Origin of the sequence: Kineococcus rubinsiae (assembly GCF_011839805.1) — a bacterium.
Lineage (GTDB): Bacteria > Actinomycetota > Actinomycetes > Actinomycetales > Kineococcaceae > Kineococcus > Kineococcus rubinsiae.
Genome location: NZ_VWPY01000004.1, coordinates 27,158 through 46,141, shown reverse-complemented (window position 1 = coordinate 46,141; position 18,984 = coordinate 27,158). Strand labels below are relative to the sequence as shown.

Sequence of the window (18,984 nt, the reverse complement as noted above, 5' to 3'; positions counted from 1 at the left end):
GAGGACCGTCGACTCGTCACCACCGCGCGGGTCAGCGGCCCAGCGGAACCCGGTGCACGCCCGGCAGACGCGTGGTCCAGGACGGGACCCCGGCGGCGGCGCCCGTGAACTCCAGGCTCAGCGAGCGCACCACCTCGGCGCCCAGCAGCGTGGCGCCGGGGCCGCAGGCGCCGATCTCCGAGGGGCTGGGCAGGAGGAACGAGAACACGAGCCGCGCCGCGTCGCTGTCGACCCGGCTCGCGGGGGAGACGTCGGAGGGACCGGGACCGGCCTCGACGACGACGGGCAGCGACCGCACGCGGGGGAACCACTCACCCGCGCAGCGGACCAGCACGTCCACCCGCGCGCGGCCCCCGGTGGAGGTCGCCAGCGGCGCCTCGGCGGAGCAGTCGTCCGGGTCGGTGCAGACCGGGACGCCCCCGTAGGCGTCGAACCCGGCGAGCGTCACGTCGAGGACCACGCGCCCGCAGAACGGGTGGTTGAACCCGCCGACGGCGCACTGCTCGTCCATCGGGCGGGTCGCCAGCGGGGGCGTCAGCTCCACCCGGCTCTCCCGCACGGTGACGGCGTCTCCGGCGCCGCGGCCCGCGGTTCCGGTCTGGGCGGGCGCGGCGGTCAGGACGACGGCGAGGGCCGCGAGGGCGGTGGCGCGGAGCGTGCGGGTCACGGCGGTCTCCCCGGGTCGGCGCCCGCCCTGCGCGGGTCGTCACCCAGAGTGGCACGTCGCCACGTCCTGGTGCGGGGTGCGACGGACCGGCTGAGGGGCGCGCGCGGACCGTCCCCTCCACGGTCCGCGCGCGCCCCTCACCCCGCCGTCACCCCGCGATGGCGGCGACCGGCGACGTCCGCGCCGCCCGCCGCGCCGGGAGCACCGAGGCGAGCACCCCGGCGCCCGCGGCGACCGCGACGATGCCCGCGAGCTGCGCCCAGGGCAGCGCGAGGACGACCGGGGCCTCCGCCGACAGGACGGCCGCGGTCCCCGCGAGGCCGTACCCGCTGCCGAGGACGACGCCCAGCACCGCGGCGACCCCCGCCACGAGCAGCGCCTCCCAGGCCAGCTGCGCCCGCAGCTGCCCCCGGGTCAGGCCCAGCGCCCGCAGCAGCCCCGACTCCTGCCGGCGCTCGACGACCGAGAGCGCGAGCGTGTTGCCCACGCCGAGCAGGGCGATGACGACCGCGACGCCCAGCAGACCGGTCACGACGAGCAGGAACGTCCGCAGCAGCTGGTCGTAGGAGCTGCGCTCCGCGACGACGCCGCTGACGCTGCTGCTGGGCAGGCTGTCCGTGACGACGTCGGTGACCGCGTCGACCGCCCGCTCCTGCGCCCGGTCGCCGGCGTCGGCCAGGCGCACCCACACCACGGTCACCGCGGCCGCACCGTCCAGTCGCCGCAGGTCGGCCGCGGTCAGCACGAGGAACTGCTCGCTGTCCGGAGCGACCCGCACCCGCAGCTCCTGCGTCCCGGCGCTGCCGGTCAGGGGCAGGGTGCCGCCGTCGGCGACCCCGAAGGTGTCGGCGGCCGACACGGACAGCACGGCCTCGCCGTCGCGGGGCAGGGGCGAGCGCTGCTGCGAGCGGACGACGCCGGCGGCCGACGCCTCCACCCCCTGCGCGCCCGCGGTCGTCTCCCGCGGCCCGCTGACCTCGCCGGTCGTCACGGGTGAGGTGCCCGCCACCCCGGGGACCGCGGCGATGCGCCCCTGCACGTCGGTGGGCACCGCGTCGGCGCCCTCGACGACCACGTCGGTCGGGTAGCCGGCGACCAGGGCCTGCGTCGCGGTGGCCCGGGTGGACGCCGCGCCGACCACCATGGCCGACGTGAGGGTCACGCCGATCAGCAGCGCCGTGGCGGTCGCGGCCGTGCGGCGCGGGTTGCGCAGCGCGTTGCCCTGCGCGAGGCGCGCCGGGACCCCGCCGAGGGGGCGCACGAGCAGCCCGGCGACCGACACCGCGGCCGGGACGAGGCGCCGCGCGAGCAGCAGCACCCCGAGGAAGCTCAGGGCGCCGGCCCCCACCGCCGCCGTCAGCATGCCCGCGCGGGAGAGCACGACGAGCGCCACCGCCGACGGGACGAGCACGACGAGGCCGAGGGCGAGGCGCAGCGCCCCGGCGCGCGAGCGCACCGGCGGCGGCTGGACGGGGCGCAGGGCGGCCAGGGGGGCGACGCGCGTCGCGCCGCGCGCCGGGGCGAGGGCGGCCAGCACCGTCACGGCCGTGCCCAGCACGAGGCCCACCGCGACGGCGGAGGCCGGCACGACGACCGCGCCCAGCGGGATCGGGGAGGTCGTGCGCGAGACCAGCGCCGAGACCGCCGCCGCGAGGCCGACCCCCGCGCCCACGCCGGCGGCGGACGCGAGGACCCCCACCACGGCGGCCTCGGCGAGGACGCTGCGCGCGACCTGCCCGCTGGTGGCGCCGACGCAGCGCAGCAGCGCCAGCTCCCGGGTCCGCTGCGCCACGAGCACCGCGAAGGTGTTGGCGATGACGAGGGCGGCGACCAGGACGGCCACCGCCCCGAAGACGAGCAGCACGCTCGTGAGGTTGGCGGCGTCGCCCGTGAAGGCGGCCGCGGCCTGGGCGGCCGCCTCGTCGCCCGTGAGGACCTCGGCCGCGGGGACGGCGGCGGTGACCGCGTCGCGCAGGGCGGCGACGTCCGCGCCCGGGGCGGCGGCCACGCGCAGCAGGTCCGCCGTCGCGGCGCCCCAGGTGGTCAGGTCGGCGTCGGAGGCGAAGACCTGGCCGGTCACCCCGGCCCGCGGGTCGCCGCGGAGGTCGACGACGCCGACGACGCGGACCTCCCGGGGCGCGGGCGGGACCGCGTCGACCTCCCCGAGGTCCTCGGGCGTCAGGGTCACGACGGTGCCGACTCCGGCCCCGGTGCGCTCGGACACGGCGATCTCGTCCGGGCCGGTGGGCAGCCGCCCGGCGGACACGCGCTGCCAGCGCAGGCCCGGGTCGTCGGCGAGCCCGGTGGCCACGGCGAAGCTGCTGCCGCTGCGCCCGGGCAGCCGCAGCTGCACCGGGGTGGTCCGGTCGAGCGCGGTCGCCCGCACCCCGGGCAGGGCGGCGACGGCGGTGGCGGCCGCCGCGAGCGGGTCGGGTGCGCCCTCCGCGCGATCGCCGGTCTCCGACAGGACCACCGCGGAACCGCGGTACTGCGCGCCGACGGCGTCCAGGACGCTGGCGCGGGAGGAGGCGTTCAGGCAGAGCGTCGCGACGACGAACCCGACCGCGATGACGATCGCGAGGCAGGACGCCAGCACCCGGCCGGCGTGCGCGCGGACCTGGGCGAGGGTGGTGGTCAGCACCGGCTCAGACCCCCAGGGTGCGCAGGGCGTCGACGACGTCGTCGGTGGTCGGGGCGGAGATCTCCCCGGCCACGCGGCCGTCGGCGAGCAGGACGACGCGGTCGGCGTAGCTGGCGGCGACCGGGTCGTGGGTCACCATCACGACGGTCTGCCCGAACTCCCGGACGCTGCCGCGCAGCAGGCCCAGGACCTCTGCGCCGGAGCGGGAGTCGAGGTTCCCGGTGGGTTCGTCGGCGAACACGACGTCCGGGCGAGGCAGCAGGGCGCGGGCGACCGCGACCCGCTGCTGCTGGCCGCCGGACAGCTCGTGGGGGCGGTGGTGCAGCCGGTCGCCGAGACCGAGGCGCGCGACCACGTCGCGCAGCCACTGCTCGTCGGGACGGCGCCCGGCCAGCTGCAGCGGCAGCAGCACGTTCTCCTGCGCGTCCAGGACGGGCAGGAGGTTGAACGACTGGAACACGAAGCCGATGCGGTCGCGGCGCAGGACGGTGAGCTCGCGGTCGCGCAGCGCCGTGAGTGCCGTGCCGCCCAGGAACACCTGGCCGCTGGTGGCGGTGTCCAGGCCTGCGAGGCAGTGCATCAGCGTGGACTTGCCGGATCCCGACGGCCCCATGATGGCCGTGAACGCGGCCCGGTCGAACGTCACGTCCACCGCGTCCAGCGCCGTGACGGCGGCGTCGCCGCGGCCGTACGTCTTCGTCAGCGCGACGGCCGAGACGGCCGCCTCCGCGGGACGGCGGGGCGGGGGAGCGGTGCGGGTCGGGTGGGGTTCGGGCACGGAGGCCTCCTGCTGCGGTGCGTCCCGGGTCCCCGGGAGGGGTTTCTGCCTACCCCTCGACGCTAGGGACGCAGCGGTTCCCGCGACGTCGGGCCGCACGGTGATCTCCGGCCGGGCCGGTCTCCTCCGGGAGGCGGAGCGCGGCGGGCGCCACGTCATCCCCCGGGGGGAGACCGGCGCCGCCCCGGGTTCAGCCGGTCGTCGTGCCGAACAGCGTCCCGAGCCCGTAGGTGATCGCGGCCGCGGCGCACCCGATCGCCAGCTGCCGCACCGCCCGCCGCAGCGGCGGCCCGCCCGAGAGGAGGCCGACGACGGCTCCGGTGCCGAGCAGCGCGAGGCCGACGAGGACGGTCGCCACGACCAGCGCGGTGCCTCCCGCGAGCCCGAACAGGAAGGGCAGCACGGGGATCACCGCACCGGAGGCGAAGAACAGGAAGCTGGACGTCGCGGCCCCGAGACCCGTGCCGACGGCCTCGTGCTCGTCCTCGACGTCCGCCGCGGGTTCCGGCCGCAGCCCGCCGAGGACCTCGGCGGCGTGCGCCTCGGCCTGCGCCGCGTCCATCCCGCGGGCGCGGTAGACCAGCGCGAGCTCGTTGGCGTCCACGTCGAGGTTCCCGACGGCCGAGTCCGCCTCGGGGTCCGGCGTCGAGGCCTCGAGGAGCTCCCGCTGCGAGCGCACGGACACGTACTCCCCGGCGCCCATCGACAGGGCACCCGCGAGCAGGCCCGCGACGCCGGCCAGCAGCACGGTGCGCTGCCCGGCACCGCCCGCGGAGATCCCCAGGACGAGGGAGAGGTTCGACACGAGCCCGTCGTTGGCCCCGAACACCGCCGCGCGGAACGTCCCCGAGAGCCGGGCCCGGCCCCGGGTCGCGAGCCCGCGCACCACCTCGCCGTGGATGCGCTCGTCGGCCGCCATGGCCTCGGTCGCGTCGGCGTCGTCGGCGTAGGGGGAGCGCGCCTCGGCGCGCTGGACGAGGGCGAGGACGAACACGGAACCGAAGTGGCGCGCCAGGAAGGCCAGCACGCGGGTGCGGAGGTCACCGCGCAGCGGCAGGCCGACGTCGATGCCGAGCAGGTCCTCCCAGTGCGCGGCGTGGCGGCCCTCGGCCTCGGCCAGGGCGAGCAGGATCTCGCGCTCCTCGCCGTGCCGGCGGCTCGCGAGGTCCCGGTACACCGCGGCCTCGGCCCGCTCGTCGGCCAGGTACTGGCGCCAGCGGCGCAGGGTGCGCGCGTCGCGCCTCGGTGCTCCCACGGTGCTCACGCACACGAGTGTCCCGCGCCGGCGGCGGTGCCGGCGCGTCGTCGGCGCTCACCCGGCGCGGACGGGCAGCCGCGCCTCGACCGACCAGCCGTGCGCCGCGTCGGGGCCCGCGGTGAAGCTGCCGCCCGCGGCCAGCACCCGCTCGCGCAGCCCGCGCAGACCCCGGCCGCCGCCGGGCAGGTCCGGGCCCGCGCCCGCCGGGGGTGCGGCGTTCTCGACGCGCACCAGGAGGTCGCCGGCCCCCTCCGGACGCTGGAGGAGCACGCGGACCGTGGAGCCCGGGGCGTGGCGCAGGGCGTTGGTGAGCCCCTCCTGCACCACGCGGAAGGCGACGTGGGCCGGGGCGGCGGCCACGCCCGCGACGCCCTCGACCCGCCAGGTGACGCGCAGCCCGCTGCGGGCGGCGCGGGCGATGGTCTCCTCCAGCTCCCGGAAGTCGGGGCCCGGCCCCGCGCGCTCGTCGGGGGAGTCGCCGCCGAGCAGCTCGACCAGCCGCCGCAGGTCCACCCGGCCCTGCCGCACGGACGCGGCGATGACGTCCAGGGCCTCGCGCGCGTCGTCCGGCGAGGAGTCCAGCAGCCGCTGCCCGGCCGCGGCCTGCACGACGGCCACGCTCAGCGCGTGCCCGACGATGTCGTGCAGCTCGGTCGCGATCCGGGCCCGCTCGTTGTCGACCGAGACGGTCGCGAAGAGGTCCCGCTCGCGCTCCAGCTCCCGCGCGCGCTCGGCGAGCTGCTCGGCCGTGCGCCGCCGCCACCGCAGCACCGTCCCCGCGGCGAACCCCGGCAGCACGAGGACGAGGACGCCCGGGCTGGTGTCGCCGGTGACCGCGTAGACGGCGGCGAGGCAGCCCACCAGGCCGGCCGCGGCCAGCCACGCCGCCCGGCCGCCGAAGCGCTCCGCGGCGAGCGCCGCGAACGCCAGCAGGACGATCAGGACGGTGTCGGGGGGCGAGTACCCCGTGGCCAGCGGACTCAGGACGAGCAGCGGCCCCACGACGACGACCACCGCGGGGTGCCGCCGCCACGCGACGGCGGTGCAGGCCCCCGCGGCCGTGGCCAGGGCCGCCAGCCGGTCCAGTGGCGCGCCGGGCCAGCCGGTTCCCGCGAGCGGGCCCAGCGTCAGGAGCAGGGCGGCGAGCAGCAGGAGCACCGGCTCGGCGCGGCGCACGGGGTCACCCGCTCGTGACCGGGAGCTGCGCGACCACGCGGGCCCGCCCCCGCGCGACCGTGGCGTCCAGGGCGCCCGCGTGCAGGCGGACGCGTTCCCGGGCGCGCGAGACGGCCCCGCGGGTGTCGGTGCCGCGCGTCACCGGCCCGGCGACGGTGACCTCCAGGACGTCGTCGGCGAAGCGCAGCGAGACCGTGACGTGCGCGCGCGCCACGTCGCCCGGCCCGGTGCCCAGCACCTCCAGGAGGTGCTCGACCACCCGGTAGGCCGACAGCTCGACGCTCGCGGGCAGAACCCGGGGCTCGCCGCGGACGTCGAGCTCGACCCCCGGGTGCCCGGCCAGCAGCGCGTCGAGGTGGGCGATCGAGGGCGTCGGGGCCAGCGACGTCTCACCGCCCCGCAGCACCCCGACGACCTCGCGGACGTCGCCCAGGGTGCGCCGGCCCTCCGCCTCGAGGACCTCCAGCGCCTCGCGGGTGGCCCCGGGGGCGCCCGCCGCGGCGCCGGCCTCGGCCGTCGCCTCCAGCCGGCGCAGCCGCTCGCCCAGCAGGGTCTCGAGCTCGGTGGACATCCGCGCCCGGTCGTCGAGGACCTCCAGCGCGGTCCGCTCGTCGCGCACCGCCCGCAGCTCCGCGGTGCTGCGCCGCAGCTGCGCGGCCAGCTCCGAGCGGCTGCGGGCGACCAGGCCCGTCCCCCAGAGCGCCGCCAGGACGACCAGCACCACGGGGAGCAGCTCCGGCCCGGCCGCGGTGTCGCGGACGAGGACCACCGCCGCCAGCAGCGCCGTCAGGCCGAGCGGCACGACCCCGCGCCGGCGGCCGCCCGCAGCGCCGGCGAGGAAGGCGAGCGTGAAGGCCAGCGGCAGCCCGGCTCCGCAGCGCACCACGGGCCCGAAGAGCAGGTCGTGCAGGCCCACCGCCACGACGGCGGTCGCCGTCACGGCGACGAGCGAGCGGCGCCACCACACGAGCGGCACCGTCGCCGCGAGGAACACCGGGAGCATCCACCAGGACTGCGAGCCGGCGCGGGTGGCCGGGTCGTCGTCCTCGACGACCATCACGACCAGGAGCACCACGAGGGTGCTGAGCGCGCCCGCCAGGGCGACGTCGACCGCCCGCACGCGGCGGTCGTCCCACACCACCGCTGCTCCCACCGCCGTCCTCGCGCCCACGGCCGCCGCCCCCTCCCGAGCCAGGTCCTGCGTCACACGCCCGCACGCACCCCGCGGGCGGCGGGGGCAGTCGCCGCGCGGGTGGCGCGGCGCTGCACCCCCCACCCGGCCGCCCACGCCACGCCGGCCAGGACGACGGTGAACGGCAGGACGCCGAATCCTGCTGCCGAGTCCTGCACCAGGACAAGGGCCTGGAGCACGACGCCGAGCAGGAACCCGACGGCGGCCCGCCGGCCGCGCAGCTGACGGCCCACGAGGAAGGCCAGCACGAGCGCCAGGGGCAGTCCTGCGCCGCAGCGGATCAGCCAGCCGAAGGCGAGGACGTGGACGCCCATGGCGGCGGCCGAGACGAGCAGGACGCCCACGACGCCGCGGCGCCACCACAGCACCGGCAGCGTCGTCAGGGCGAACACGGGCAGCAGGGCCCACGAGTGCGAATCGATGCGGGTGGCCTCCCCGGGCCCCGCGAGGACGTTCTGCACCATGAGGAACGCGCCGAGGGCGGTGAGGAGCGCGGCGAGCACGACGTCGGCCGGCCGCACCCCCCGGACGGAGCTGGACATGAGCTTTCCCCTTCCCGCGGAACGACCTTCGCTCCGGTGAGGACGACGCTAGGGAGGGAGCGGGGGTGCGGTCGTCCGCAGCGAGGACGACCTCGCGCCGCCGCGTCCTCCGCGAGGACGACGACGCGACGACGACCTCGGGGACGTCGCGGCGGCGGCGGTGGGGGCCGCCGCGGGGGACGCACCGGAACTCCCCCCTGGCGAGCGCCGGGAGCGCCACACTGGCGCGGTGGTGATCCGGGTCCTGCTGGCCGACGACCAGCGCCTGCTGCGCGCCGGGTTCCGGGTCATCCTCGAGTCCGAACCCGGCATCGAGGTGGTCGGCGAGGCGGCCGACGGCCTGGAGGCCGTGGACCTGGCCCGCACGCTGCGCCCCGACGTGGTCCTCATGGACGTGCGGATGCCGCGCCTGGACGGGCTGGCGGCGACCGAGCGCGTCCTGGCCCTGCCGCAGGGCCCCGGGCAGGAGGCGCCGCGCGTCGTCGTGCTGACGACGTTCGACCTCGACGAGTACGTCGTGCGGGCCCTGCGGGCGGGGGCCTGCGGGTTCCTGCTCAAGGACGCGCCCGCCTCGCGGCTGGTGTCCGCGGTGCGGGTCGCCGCGACGGGCGACGCCCTGGTCGAACCGTCCATCACCCGGCGGCTGGTGGAGCGCTTCGCGGCCGGGACGCCCGAGGGTGCCCCCGGCGAGCGGCCCGCCCGGCTGCGCGGCCTGACCGAGCGCGAGCTGCAGGTGCTGCGGCTCGTCGCGCGCGGGTTGTCCAACGCCGAGATCGCCGCGGAGTTCGTCGTCGCCGAGACGACCGTGAAGACGCACGTGGCCCGCGTGCTCGCGAAGCTCGGGGTGCGCGACCGGGTCCAGGCGGTCGTGGTCGCCTACGAGTCGGGTTTCGTGCGCCGCGGCGAGGCGTCCTGACGGAACGGCTCAGCGGGCGTCGCGCAGCACCTCGCCGGGCTGCACGAGCCCCGCGGAGTAGGCCAGGACGACGGCCTGCACGCGGTCGCGGGACTGCGTCTTGTGCAGCACCCGGCCCACGTGGGTCTTGACGGTCGCCTCGGACACGACGAACCGGCGGGCGATCTCGGTGTTCGACAGGCCGTGGGCCATGCAGACCAGCACCTCCAGCTCGCGGGGCGTGAGGTCCGCCGGCAGGCCCCGCGCGGCCGTGGTCGGTGACCCCGACGCGTCGCGCAGCAGGGGCCCGACGTGCTGCAGGAGACGGCGGGTGGAGCTCGCGGCGATGACGGCGTCGCCGGAGTGCACGGTGCGGACCGCGGCGAGCATCTCCTCCGGCGGCGCGTCCTTCAGCAGGAACCCGCTGGCGCCGGCGCCGATCGCGGCGACCACGTACTCGTCGATGTCGAACGTCGTCAGCACCACCACGCGGGGCGGCTCCGGCTGGGCGGTGATGAGGCGGGTGGCCTCGATCCCGTCCAGCTGCGGCATGCGGACGTCCATCAGCACCACGTCGCACGCCGTCCGGGCGACGAGCTCGACGGCGGCGGCACCGTCGGAGGCCTCGCCGACGACGACCAGGTCGGGCTGGGAGTCGATGACCATGCGGAAACCCGCGCGGACCAGCTGCTGGTCGTCCACGAGCACGACGCGGACCGCGCCCGCGGGGGCGTCGGGGGAGGGGGAGGTCACGGGAACCCTTCGTCGGAGCTGGTCGGAGGCGGAGTCGGAGGTGGTGGTCAGCGGGGACAGGGCAGCGTGGCGGCGACGCGGAACCCGCCGCCGGGGCGGGGGGCGGCGGTCACCGACCCCCCGTGCAGGCGGGCCCGCTCGGACATCCCGAGCAGGCCCTGACCGCCGGGTGCGGCGGGCACGAGCGCGGACGCCCCGCGGCCGTCGTCGTCCACGGCCAGGCGCAGGGCGTCGGCGTCCCAGCGCACCTCGACGTGGGCGGAGGCGGCCGGCCCGGCGTGCTTGAGCACGTTGGTCAGGGACTCCTGGACGATCCGGTAGGCGGCGAGCTGCACGGCCGGGGGCAGGGGGCGCGGCGTGCCCGCGACGTCGACGGTGACGTCGAGGCCGCTGGCCCGCACGCCCTGCACGAGGTCGGGGATGCGGGAGACGTCGGGCTGCGGCGTCCGCTCGTCGCCGGGCCCGGTCCGCAGGACGCCGAGCAGGCTGCGCATGTCGGTCAGCGCCTGCCGGCCCGTCGCCGAGATCGTCTCCAGCGCGTCGACCCCGACCGCCGGGTCGGTGCGCGCGGCGTACCGGCCGCCGTCGGCCTGGGCGATGATCACCGACAGGGAGTGGGCCACGACGTCGTGCATCTCCCGGGCGATGCGCTGGCGCTCGCCGGTCACGGCCAGGCGGGACTCGTTCTCCCGCTCCACCTCCAGCAGCCGGGCGCGCTCGGCCAGCTGCTCGACGTACTGGCGCCGCACCCGCTGGAAGCTGCCCAGCGCCCAGCTGGCGAGGGAGGTGACGGCCGAGAACAGCGCGACGATCGCGAGGACCACGAAGCCCTCGAGGCTGTAGTAGCGCAGCGCCACCAGCGCCGACCCGATCAGGGCCAGGACCAGCCCCCCCAGCGACGCCCACCGGGGCGCGTAGGCCGCGAGCGCGTACAGGGAGAAGAGCACGGCGACGTCGGCGAGCAGGGCCGTGTTCACCTGCTGCAGCTGCAGCAGGCCCCCGACGGCGACGACGACCCCGGACAGGGCGGGCTGCACGCGGCGCAGCGCCAGGGGGGCGCACAGGAGCAGGGCGCAGAACGTGGCGGCGACGCCGTAGGCGCCCGCCTGGTAGAGGCCGACGAGCGTGATGACCGCGGCCAGCGCGCTGTCGACGAGCAGGACGTGGTCGCGGAACCAGGCGCTCGTGCGGTCGACGAGGGTCTCCTGCGGCACCTGCCGAGCGTAGGCGGGCGGGTGCCCGCGCGGCGTCAGCCTGCGGGCGGAGCGCCGCGTCACCCCCGGGGTGGAGGCCGCGGCCGGCGGACGGCGGTGTCCGCATGCCGAGACGCGGTGACCGCATGCTGGATGGTCGTCCGGGTCGCCGCTACCCTCGCCGCTCATGGCGGACACACTGCGACTGGCGGTCATCCCGGGCGACGGCATCGGGACCGAGGTGACGGCCGAGGCCAGGAAGGTGCTGCACGCCGTGCTGGAGGGGACCGGCCAGCGCGTCGAGACCACCGAGTACGACCTCGGTGCGCGCCGCTGGCACGCGACGGGCGAGGCCCTGCCGGACTCGGTGCTCGCCGAGGTCCGCGGCCACGACGCGATCCTGCTGGGCGCCGTCGGTGACCCGAGCGTGCCGAGCGGGGTCCTCGAGCGGGGCCTGCTGCTGAAGCTGCGCTTCGAGCTGGACCACTACGTGAACCTCCGCCCGTCCACCCTCTTCCCCGGCGTCCCGACGCCCCTGGGCGACCCGGGTGCGGTCGACTTCGTCGTCGTGCGCGAGGGCACCGAGGGGCCCTACGTCGGCAACGGCGGTGCGCTGCGGGTCGGCACGCCCCACGAGATCGCGACCGAGGTCAGCGTCAACACCGCCTACGGCGTCGAGCGCGTCGTGCGCGACGCCTTCCGCCGCGCGCAGGCCCGCCCGCGGAAGAAGCTCACGCTGGTGCACAAGCACAACGTCCTCGTGCACGCCGGGCACCTGTGGCGGCGCACGGTCGACGCGGTGGGCGCGGAGTTCCCCGACGTGGCCGTGGACTACCTGCACGTGGACGCCGCGACCATCTTCATGGTCACCAACCCGTCGCGCTTCGACGTGATCGTCACCGACAACCTGTTCGGCGACATCCTCACCGACCTGGCCGCCGCGATCACCGGCGGCATCGGCCTCGCGGCGTCGGGCAACATCAACCCGGACCGCACGGCGCCCAGCATGTTCGAGCCCGTGCACGGTTCGGCGCCGGACATCGCCGGCAAGCAGCTGGCCGACCCGACGGCCGCCGTGCTGAGCGTCGCCCTGCTGCTGGACCACCTCGGCCTCGACGCGGCCTCGCGCCGGGTCGACGGCGCCGTGACCGCCGACCTCGCGCGGCGCGCCTCCGGCGAGGTGTCCGGCCCGCGCAGCACCCAGACCGTCGGCGACGCGCTCGCCGAGCTCGCCACCGCCTGAACCACCACCACCCCGCCGAGACGGGGACCGCCGCACCCCCGTCGAGCGGGGGTCGCGGCGGTACCGTCGAGGCGTCCCGCCAGCCGTCGGCGGGGCCGCACCCGTCGCCCGAGGAGATCAGCGCATGAGCGCCACGACCACCGCCCTGGAGTTCCCCCTCACCGCCTCGTCGGCGACCGTGGCGAGCGCCCGGCGTGCGGAGATCCTCGAGAGCCCCGGGTTCGGGCGGTACTTCACCGACCACATGGCGCGGGCGGTGTGGACGTCCGGCGAGGGCTGGCACGACGCGGGCGTGGTGCCCTACGGCCCGCTGCAGCTCGACCCGGCCGCCGCGGTCCTGCACTACGCGCAGGAGATCTTCGAGGGGCTGAAGGCCTACCGCCACGACGACGGCAGCGTGTGGTCGTTCCGGCCCGAGGCGAACGCGGCCCGCTTCGCCCGCTCCGCGCAGCGCCTCGCGCTGCCCGAGCTGCCGCAGGAGGCGTTCCTCGCCTCGATCGCGGCGCTCGTGCGCGCCGACGAGGCGTGGGTCCCCAGCGGGGGCGAGTCCTCCCTCTACCTGCGCCCGTTCATGGTGGCCACGGAGTCGTTCCTCGGGGTGCGCCCGGCCCGCGAGGTCACCTACCTCGCGATCGCCTCGCCCGCGGGCAGCTACTTCCCGGGGGGGCTGAAGCCCGTGTCGATCTGGCTGTCGGAGAACTACACGCGCGCCGCCCTGGGCGGGACCGGCTCGGCCAAGTGCGGCGGGAACTACGCCGCGAGCCTGTCCGCGCAGGACGAGGCGTCGGCCCACGGCTGCGACCAGGTGTGCTTCCTCGACTCCACCGAGCGCCGCTGGGTGGAGGAGCTGGGCGGGATGAACCTGTTCTTCGTCCACGACGACGGCAGCATCCTGACCCCGGAGCTCACGGGCACGATCCTCGAGGGCATCACCCGCTCCTCGATCCTGCAGCTCGCCGCCGACCGCGGCCACCAGGTCACCGAGCGCCGCGTGAGCGTCGACGAGTGGCGCGAGGGCGTCGCCTCCGGCCGCATCACGGAGGTCTTCGCCTGCGGCACAGCCGCGGTCGTCACCCCCGTCGGTCGCCTCGTCTCCTCCGACGGCGAGCTCGTGCACGGCACCGGCGAACCCGGTGAGGTCACCACCTCGATCCGCAGCGCCCTGCTCGACCTGCAGTACGGCCGCGCCGAGGACCCGCACGGCTGGATGACCCGCCTTGTCTGAGCTGGAGGCGTCCGCCCGCTTCGACGTCTACGACACGACCCTGCGCGACGGCGCGCAGCAGGAGGGTCTCGCCCTCTCGGTGCACGACAAGCTGCTGGTGGCCGCGCACCTCGACGAGCTCGGCGTCGGGTTCGTCGAGGGCGGCTGGCCGGGCGCGATCCCGCGCGACACCGAGTTCTTCGCGCGCGCCGCGAAGGAGCTCACGCTGGAGCGCTCCGTGCTCGCGGCGTTCGGCGCGACCCGCAAGCCCGGGGTCCGCGCGGGCGACGACCCCCAGGTGCGGGCGCTGCTCGAGGCGGGCACGACCGTGGTGACGCTGGTGGCCAAGAGCGACGCCCGCCACGTCACGGCCGCGCTGCGGACCACGCTCGAGGAGAACCTCGCGATGGTGGCCGACACGATCTCGCTGCTGCGCCGCGAGGACCGCCGCGTGTTCCTCGACGCGGAGCACTTCTTCGACGGCTACCGCCACGACCCGGCCTACGCCCTCGCCGTCGTGCGGGCCGCGGCCGACGCCGGCGCGGAGGTCGTCGTGCTGTGCGACACCAACGGCGGGATGCTCCCGCCGTGGGTGACGTCCGTCGTCACCGAGGTGCACGCGGCCGTCGACGTGCCGCTGGGCATCCACGCCCACAACGACACCGGCTGCGCCGTGGCGAACTCCCTCGCCGCGATCGACGCGGGCGCGATCCACGTGCAGGGCACGCTGAACGGCTACGGCGAGCGGACCGGCAACGCCGACCTCGTCACGGTCGTGGCCGACCTCGAGCTCAAGGCCGGCCGCCGGGTGCTGCCGGAGGGCGCCCTCCGCGAGGTCACCCGCATCACCCACGCGGTCGCGGAGATCACCAACGTGCCCCCGGTGAACCGGGCGCCGTACTACGGGGCGAGCGCCTTCGCCCACAAGGCCGGCCTGCACGCGTCCGCGATCCGCGTCGACCCCGACCTCTACCAGCACATCGACCCGCAGGCCGTGGGCAACGACATGCGGATGCTCGTCTCGGACATGGCGGGCCGCGCGAGCATCGAGCTCAAGGGCCGCGAGCTCGGCGTGGACCTCTCCGGCGACCGGGAGGCCCTGGGCCGGCTCACGGAGCGCGTGAAGGCCGACGAGGCCGCGGGCTACACCTACGAGGCCGCCGACGCCTCCTTCGACCTGCTGCTGCGGGAGTACACGACCGGCGTCCGGCCGTCCTTCTTCGACGTCGAGAGCTGGCGGGTCATCACCGAGTCCACGGCGGGCGGCGGTCGTGTCTCCGAGGCCACCGTGAAGGTGCGGGCCGGCGGCGAGCGGGTCATCGCCACGGGCGAGGGCAACGGCCCTGTCAACGCGCTCGACGCGGCGCTGCGGGCGGCGCTGCTGCCCGCCTACCCCGAGCTCGAGACGTTCACCCTGGCCGACTTCAAGGTCCGCATCCTCGACTCCTCCCACGGCACCGACGCGGTCACGCGGGTCCTCATCGAGACCACCGACGGCGTGCGCAGCTGGCAGACGGTCGGCGTCGGCGGCAACATCGTCGAGGCCAGCTGGGAGGCCCTGGTCGACGGCCTCGTGCACGGCCTGCACAGCTCGGGCGTCACCCGCCGCTGACGTCCCGCCGGGCGCGGTGGGCCGATCCCCGCCACGCTGGCCCGCGAGGACGAGGGTCGTCCGCAGGAGGAGTGGTCGTGGACTTCCGGGACGACGCCAGTCTCGACACCGGCAACGTGCAGGACCGCCGCGGCGGCGGTGCGGGGCGCGGGCTCGCGTTCGGGGGCGGTGGCCTGGGCATCGTCGGCCTCATCGTCGTGGTGCTGCTGAACGTCCTCGGCGGGGGCGGCGACGGCGGCGGCACGAACTCCGCCGCGGGCTCCGCCTTCGACCAGGTGGGCGCGGGCCAGACCGTGGACGGCAGCGAGCTCGCCGGCTCCTGCCGCACCGGTGCCGACGCCGACGCGAAGCGGGAGTGCGCGGTCGTCGCGGAGATCGAGTCGATCCAGGACTACTGGGGCGGCCTGCTCGGCAGCCGGTACCAGCCGTCGGACACGGTGTTCTTCTCCGGCTCCACCCAGACCGGCTGCGGCGCCGCGTCGTCGGGGACGGGGCCCTTCTACTGCCCCGCCGACCAGCTGGTCTACATCGACCTGTCGTTCTTCGACGAGCTGCAGAGCCGCTTCGGCGCCCAGGGCGGCAGCTTCGTCGACGCCTACGTCCTCGCCCACGAGTACGGCCACCACGTGCAGGACCTCGTCGGGACGTCGGGCCAGGTGCAGCCGGGGGAGACGGGGCCGACCAGCGGCAGCGTCCGCCTGGAGCTGCAGGCCGACTGCTACGCCGGCACGTGGGCGAACCACGCCACGACCGTCCCGGACGACTCCGGGGCGCCGCTGATCAGCGACATCACCGACGACGACGTCGCGCGGGCGCTGGACGCGGCCGCGCGCATCGGCGACGACTTCATCCAGACGAACCTCGGCGACGGCAGCACCGACCCCGGCTCGTACACGCACGGGACGTCCGAGCAGCGGCAGCGGTGGTTCAGCACCGGGTTCAGCACCGGCGACCCGGCGCAGTGCGACACCTTCGCCGCGACCGACCTGGGGTAGGCGCCCGGACCCGGCCGCCTCCGGGCGCGCCCCTAGGCTGGCGGCCATGCGCATCGCGAGGTTCACCGCCGGCGGTTCCGACCCCCGCTTCGGCATCGTCGAGGGCCCGGTGGGCGAGGAGGAGCTCCTCGTCGTCTCGGGGGACCCGCTGTACGCCGCGCTGGCGCCGACCGGGGAGCGCGTCGCCCTCGCGGACGCCCGGCTGCTCGCGCCCGTCATCCCGCGCAGCAAGGTCCTCGGCATCGGCCGCAACTACGCCGCGCACGCCGAGGAGCTCGGCAACGAGCTGCCCCTCGAACCCCTCGTCTTCACGGTGCCGAACACCTCGGTCGCCGGCCCCGGCGACCCCGTGACCGTGCCGGCGTGGGCGGGCGGAGAGCTGCACTACGAGGGGGAGCTCGCGGTGGTCATCGGCCGCATCTGCAAGGACGTGCCGCGCGAGCGGGTGCCCGAGGTGGTCTTCGGCTACACCGTCGCCAACGACATCACCGCCCGGAACCTGCAGGACCGCGACAAGCAGTGGTGGCGGGCCAAGGGCGCCGACGGGTTCACCCCGCTGGGCCCGTGGATCGAGACCGACCTCGACCCCGCCGACCTGCGCATCACCACGCGCCGCTTCCGCGGGGCCCACGACGTCGGGGAGACCGTCCAGGACGGCCGCACCTCGCTCATGGTCCACGACGTCGCGGCGATCGTCGCCCACGTGACGACGGCCATGACCCTGCTGCCCGGCGACGTGATCCTCACCGGGACGCCGGCGGGCGTCGGGCCGGTCCGGGCCGGGGACCGCACGGAGATCGAGGTCGAGGGCCTCGGGGTCCTCGTCACGCCGTTCGTGGCCCCCTGAGGGGTTCCCCGGGGCCTCCGGGCGCCCCGGGTCGCGGGCGGCGTCGCGGCGCCTGAGGGAGCAGCGCACCGGCGCGCCGCCGTAGGCTGCTCGCGCCATGACTGACGCCACTCCCGCCGCCGCCGCCACCCCCTCCGCGACCGCCCCCTCGGAGGTGCGGGTCCGCTTCTGCCCGTCCCCGACGGGCACGCCCCACGTGGGCCTGATCCGGACCGCGCTGTTCAACTGGGCCTACGCCCGGCACACGGGCGGCAAGCTCGTGTTCCGCATCGAGGACACCGACGCGGCCCGCGACTCCGAGGAGAGCTACGGCCAGATCCTCGAGGCGCTGCGCTGGCTGGGCCTGGACTGGGACGAGGGCATCGACGTGGGCGGGCCCGACGGCCCCTACCGCCAGAGCGGGCGCCGGGAGGTCTACGCCGACGTGATCGCGCGGCTGGTCGCCGCGGGGCACCTGTACGAGTCGTACTCCACCGCGGAGGAGATCGACGCGCGCCACCGCGAGGCCGGCCGCTCGACCGCGCTGGGCTACGACGGCTTCGACCGGGACCTCACGCCCGAGCAGGTCGCGGCGTTCCGCTCCGAGGGCCGCCGGCCGACGCTGCGCCTGCGCGTGCCGGCGAAGGACTACTCCTTCGACGACCTGGTCCGCGGCCGCATCGAGTTCAAGGCCGGGTCCTTCCCCGACCCGGTCCTGGTGCGCGCCAACGGCGAGCCGCTCTACACGCTCGTCAACCCCGTCGACGACGCGCTCATGCGCATCACGCACGTCCTGCGCGGCGAGGACCTGCTGTCCTCCACCGCCCGCCAGCTGGCGCTGTACGACGCGCTCGTGGACATCGGCGCCGCGCACGGCGCCCCGCGCTTCGGGCACCTGCCCTACGTCATGGGCGAGGGCAACAAGAAGCTCTCCAAGCGCGACCCCGAGTCGAACCTCTTCCTGCACCGCGACCGCGGCTTCGTGCCCGAGGGCCTGCTCAACTACCTCGCGCTGCTCGGCTGGAGCATCGCCGAGGACCGCGACGTGTTCAGCGTCGAGGAGCTCGTCGCGGCCTTCGACGTCGCCGACGTCAACGCCTCGCCCGCGCGCTTCGACCAGGCCAAGGCCGAGGCGATCAACGCCACGCACCTGCGCCTGCTCGCGCCGGAGGACTTCCGGCAGCGGCTCGTGCCCTACCTGCAGGCGGCGGGCGTCCTGCCCGCGGAGCCGACCGCGGCGCAGCTCGAGCGCCTCGCGGCCGCCGCCCCGCTGGTGCAGGAGCGCATGACGCTGCTCGGCCAGGCGCCGGGGATGCTCGGCTTCCTCTTCGCCGCCGACGGGGACCTCGTGCTCGAGCCCGAGGCCCTCGCCGCGCTGCGGCCCGAGGCGGCCGACGTCCTCGACGCGGGTCTCGCGGCGCTGGAGGGGCTGGGGGAGTGGACGACCCCGGCCCTGGAGGCCGCGCTGCGCGCCGCGGTCGTGGAGGGGCTTGGCATCAAGCCCAAGTTCGCCTTCGGGCCCCTGCGCACGGCGGTCACGGGACGGCGCGTCTCGCCCCCGCTGTTCGAGTCGATGGAGATCCTCGGCCGCGACTCCTCCCTCGCCCGGCTGCGGCGCCTGCGCGCCGAGCTGCCGGCGGCGTGAGCTCAGCTCCCGCCGGCCGGAGCCGATTTGGGAGCGGGGACGCCAGCCGGTATGGTCGTCCACGCACCCGAGCGGTTCTGCTGGTCGGGAGTTCGCCATGGGGTATGGTGTAATTGGCAGCACGACTGGTTCTGGTCCAGTTAGTCTAGGTTCGAGTCCTGGTACCCCAGCGCTGCGAAGAGCTCCTGAGAAGGTATGCTCTGCACGGCAGTCCGGCCGGTGGGAGACCACCGCAGGACGACAGCTAGGGCCCCGTTGTGTAGCGGCCTAGCACGCCGCCCTCTCAAGGCGGTAGCGCGGGTTCGAATCCCGTCGGGGCTACCTCGCAAGGCCCCCGGTCACCGACCGGGGGCCTTCGTCGTTC

At 76.3% G+C, this 18,984-nt stretch carries 16 protein-coding genes and 2 tRNA genes; 9 read left to right on the top strand and 9 right to left on the bottom strand.

From position 1 onward, the window contains the following. Window positions 1-31 precede the first annotated feature (31 nt). From F1544_RS04070 to F1544_RS04040, 7 genes are all read right to left on the bottom strand, one after another. Window positions 32-667: a hypothetical protein gene (locus tag F1544_RS04070; protein WP_167582364.1), complete on the bottom strand. Its 636-nt coding sequence runs from the start codon at window positions 665-667 to the stop codon at window positions 32-34. 148 nt (window positions 668-815) lie between these two features. Further along, window positions 816-3,308, bottom strand: coding sequence for an ABC transporter permease (locus F1544_RS04065; protein WP_167582362.1), 2,493 nt, complete (start codon window positions 3,306-3,308; stop codon window positions 816-818). Between the two features lie 4 nt (window positions 3,309-3,312). Further along, window positions 3,313-4,086: an ABC transporter ATP-binding protein gene (locus F1544_RS04060; RefSeq protein WP_167582360.1), complete on the bottom strand. Its 774-nt coding sequence runs from the start codon at window positions 4,084-4,086 to the stop codon at window positions 3,313-3,315. Between the two features lie 190 nt (window positions 4,087-4,276). Further along, a complete protein-coding gene (locus F1544_RS04055; protein ID WP_167582358.1) occupies window positions 4,277-5,350 on the bottom strand; it encodes a VIT1/CCC1 transporter family protein in 1,074 nt (357 codons plus the stop codon). Window positions 5,351-5,398: 48 nt separating this feature from the next. Further along, window positions 5,399-6,520, bottom strand: a complete 1,122-nt coding sequence (locus tag F1544_RS26110) for a sensor histidine kinase (protein WP_167582356.1) — start codon at window positions 6,518-6,520, stop codon at window positions 5,399-5,401. A gap of 4 nt (window positions 6,521-6,524) precedes the next feature. Beyond that, complete coding sequence (locus F1544_RS04045; RefSeq protein WP_167582354.1) at window positions 6,525-7,673, bottom strand: sensor histidine kinase; 1,149 nt, start codon at window positions 7,671-7,673, stop codon at window positions 6,525-6,527. Between the two features lie 50 nt (window positions 7,674-7,723). Beyond that, window positions 7,724-8,254 (bottom strand): hypothetical protein, encoded by a 531-nt coding sequence (locus F1544_RS04040; RefSeq protein ID WP_167582352.1) that lies wholly within the window; start codon window positions 8,252-8,254, stop codon window positions 7,724-7,726. Between the two features lie 229 nt (window positions 8,255-8,483). On the opposite strand from F1544_RS04040, the gene F1544_RS04035 reads away from it, so the two are divergent. Then, a complete protein-coding gene (locus F1544_RS04035) occupies window positions 8,484-9,170 on the top strand; it encodes a response regulator (RefSeq protein ID WP_167582350.1) in 687 nt (228 codons plus the stop codon). Between the two features lie 9 nt (window positions 9,171-9,179). On the opposite strand, the gene F1544_RS04030 is transcribed toward F1544_RS04035, so the two are convergent. After that, window positions 9,180-9,902 (bottom strand): response regulator, encoded by a 723-nt coding sequence (locus F1544_RS04030; protein WP_167582348.1) that lies wholly within the window; start codon window positions 9,900-9,902, stop codon window positions 9,180-9,182. 47 nt (window positions 9,903-9,949) lie between these two features. Next, window positions 9,950-11,116, bottom strand: coding sequence for a sensor histidine kinase (locus F1544_RS04025; protein WP_308469867.1), 1,167 nt, complete (start codon window positions 11,114-11,116; stop codon window positions 9,950-9,952). Between the two features lie 166 nt (window positions 11,117-11,282). Between F1544_RS04025 and F1544_RS04020 the strand changes: the two genes are divergently transcribed. The 8 genes from F1544_RS04020 to F1544_RS03985 all read left to right on the top strand — a co-directional run bounded on the left by F1544_RS04020 (window position 11,283) and on the right by F1544_RS03985 (window position 18,941). Next, window positions 11,283-12,338 (top strand): 3-isopropylmalate dehydrogenase, encoded by a 1,056-nt coding sequence (locus tag F1544_RS04020; protein WP_167582344.1) that lies wholly within the window; start codon window positions 11,283-11,285, stop codon window positions 12,336-12,338. Window positions 12,339-12,462: 124 nt separating this feature from the next. Then, the gene (locus F1544_RS04015) at window positions 12,463-13,563 is read left to right on the top strand and encodes a branched-chain amino acid aminotransferase (protein ID WP_167582342.1); all 1,101 of its coding nucleotides are present in this window, start codon (window positions 12,463-12,465) and stop codon (window positions 13,561-13,563) included. A gap of 1 nt (window position 13,564) precedes the next feature. Continuing rightward, window positions 13,565-15,154 (top strand): citramalate synthase, encoded by a 1,590-nt coding sequence (cimA, locus tag F1544_RS04010; RefSeq protein ID WP_167582549.1) that lies wholly within the window; start codon window positions 13,565-13,567, stop codon window positions 15,152-15,154. Window positions 15,155-15,231: 77 nt separating this feature from the next. Beyond that, window positions 15,232-16,149, top strand: coding sequence for a KPN_02809 family neutral zinc metallopeptidase (gene ypfJ / locus F1544_RS04005; RefSeq protein WP_167582340.1), 918 nt, complete (start codon window positions 15,232-15,234; stop codon window positions 16,147-16,149). Between the two features lie 46 nt (window positions 16,150-16,195). Continuing rightward, window positions 16,196-16,996, top strand: a complete 801-nt coding sequence (locus F1544_RS04000) for a fumarylacetoacetate hydrolase family protein (protein WP_167582338.1) — start codon at window positions 16,196-16,198, stop codon at window positions 16,994-16,996. A gap of 97 nt (window positions 16,997-17,093) precedes the next feature. Further along, window positions 17,094-18,620 carry a glutamate--tRNA ligase gene (gltX, locus tag F1544_RS03995; RefSeq protein ID WP_167582336.1) on the top strand — a complete coding sequence of 509 codons (1,527 nt, stop codon included), beginning with the start codon at window positions 17,094-17,096 and terminating at the stop codon, window positions 18,618-18,620. A 98-nt stretch (window positions 18,621-18,718) separates the two neighbouring features. After that, window positions 18,719-18,790 (top strand) — tRNA-Gln (locus F1544_RS03990). A 78-nt stretch (window positions 18,791-18,868) separates the two neighbouring features. Then, window positions 18,869-18,941, top strand: a tRNA-Glu gene (locus F1544_RS03985). The last annotated feature ends 43 nt before the right edge of the window (window positions 18,942-18,984 follow it).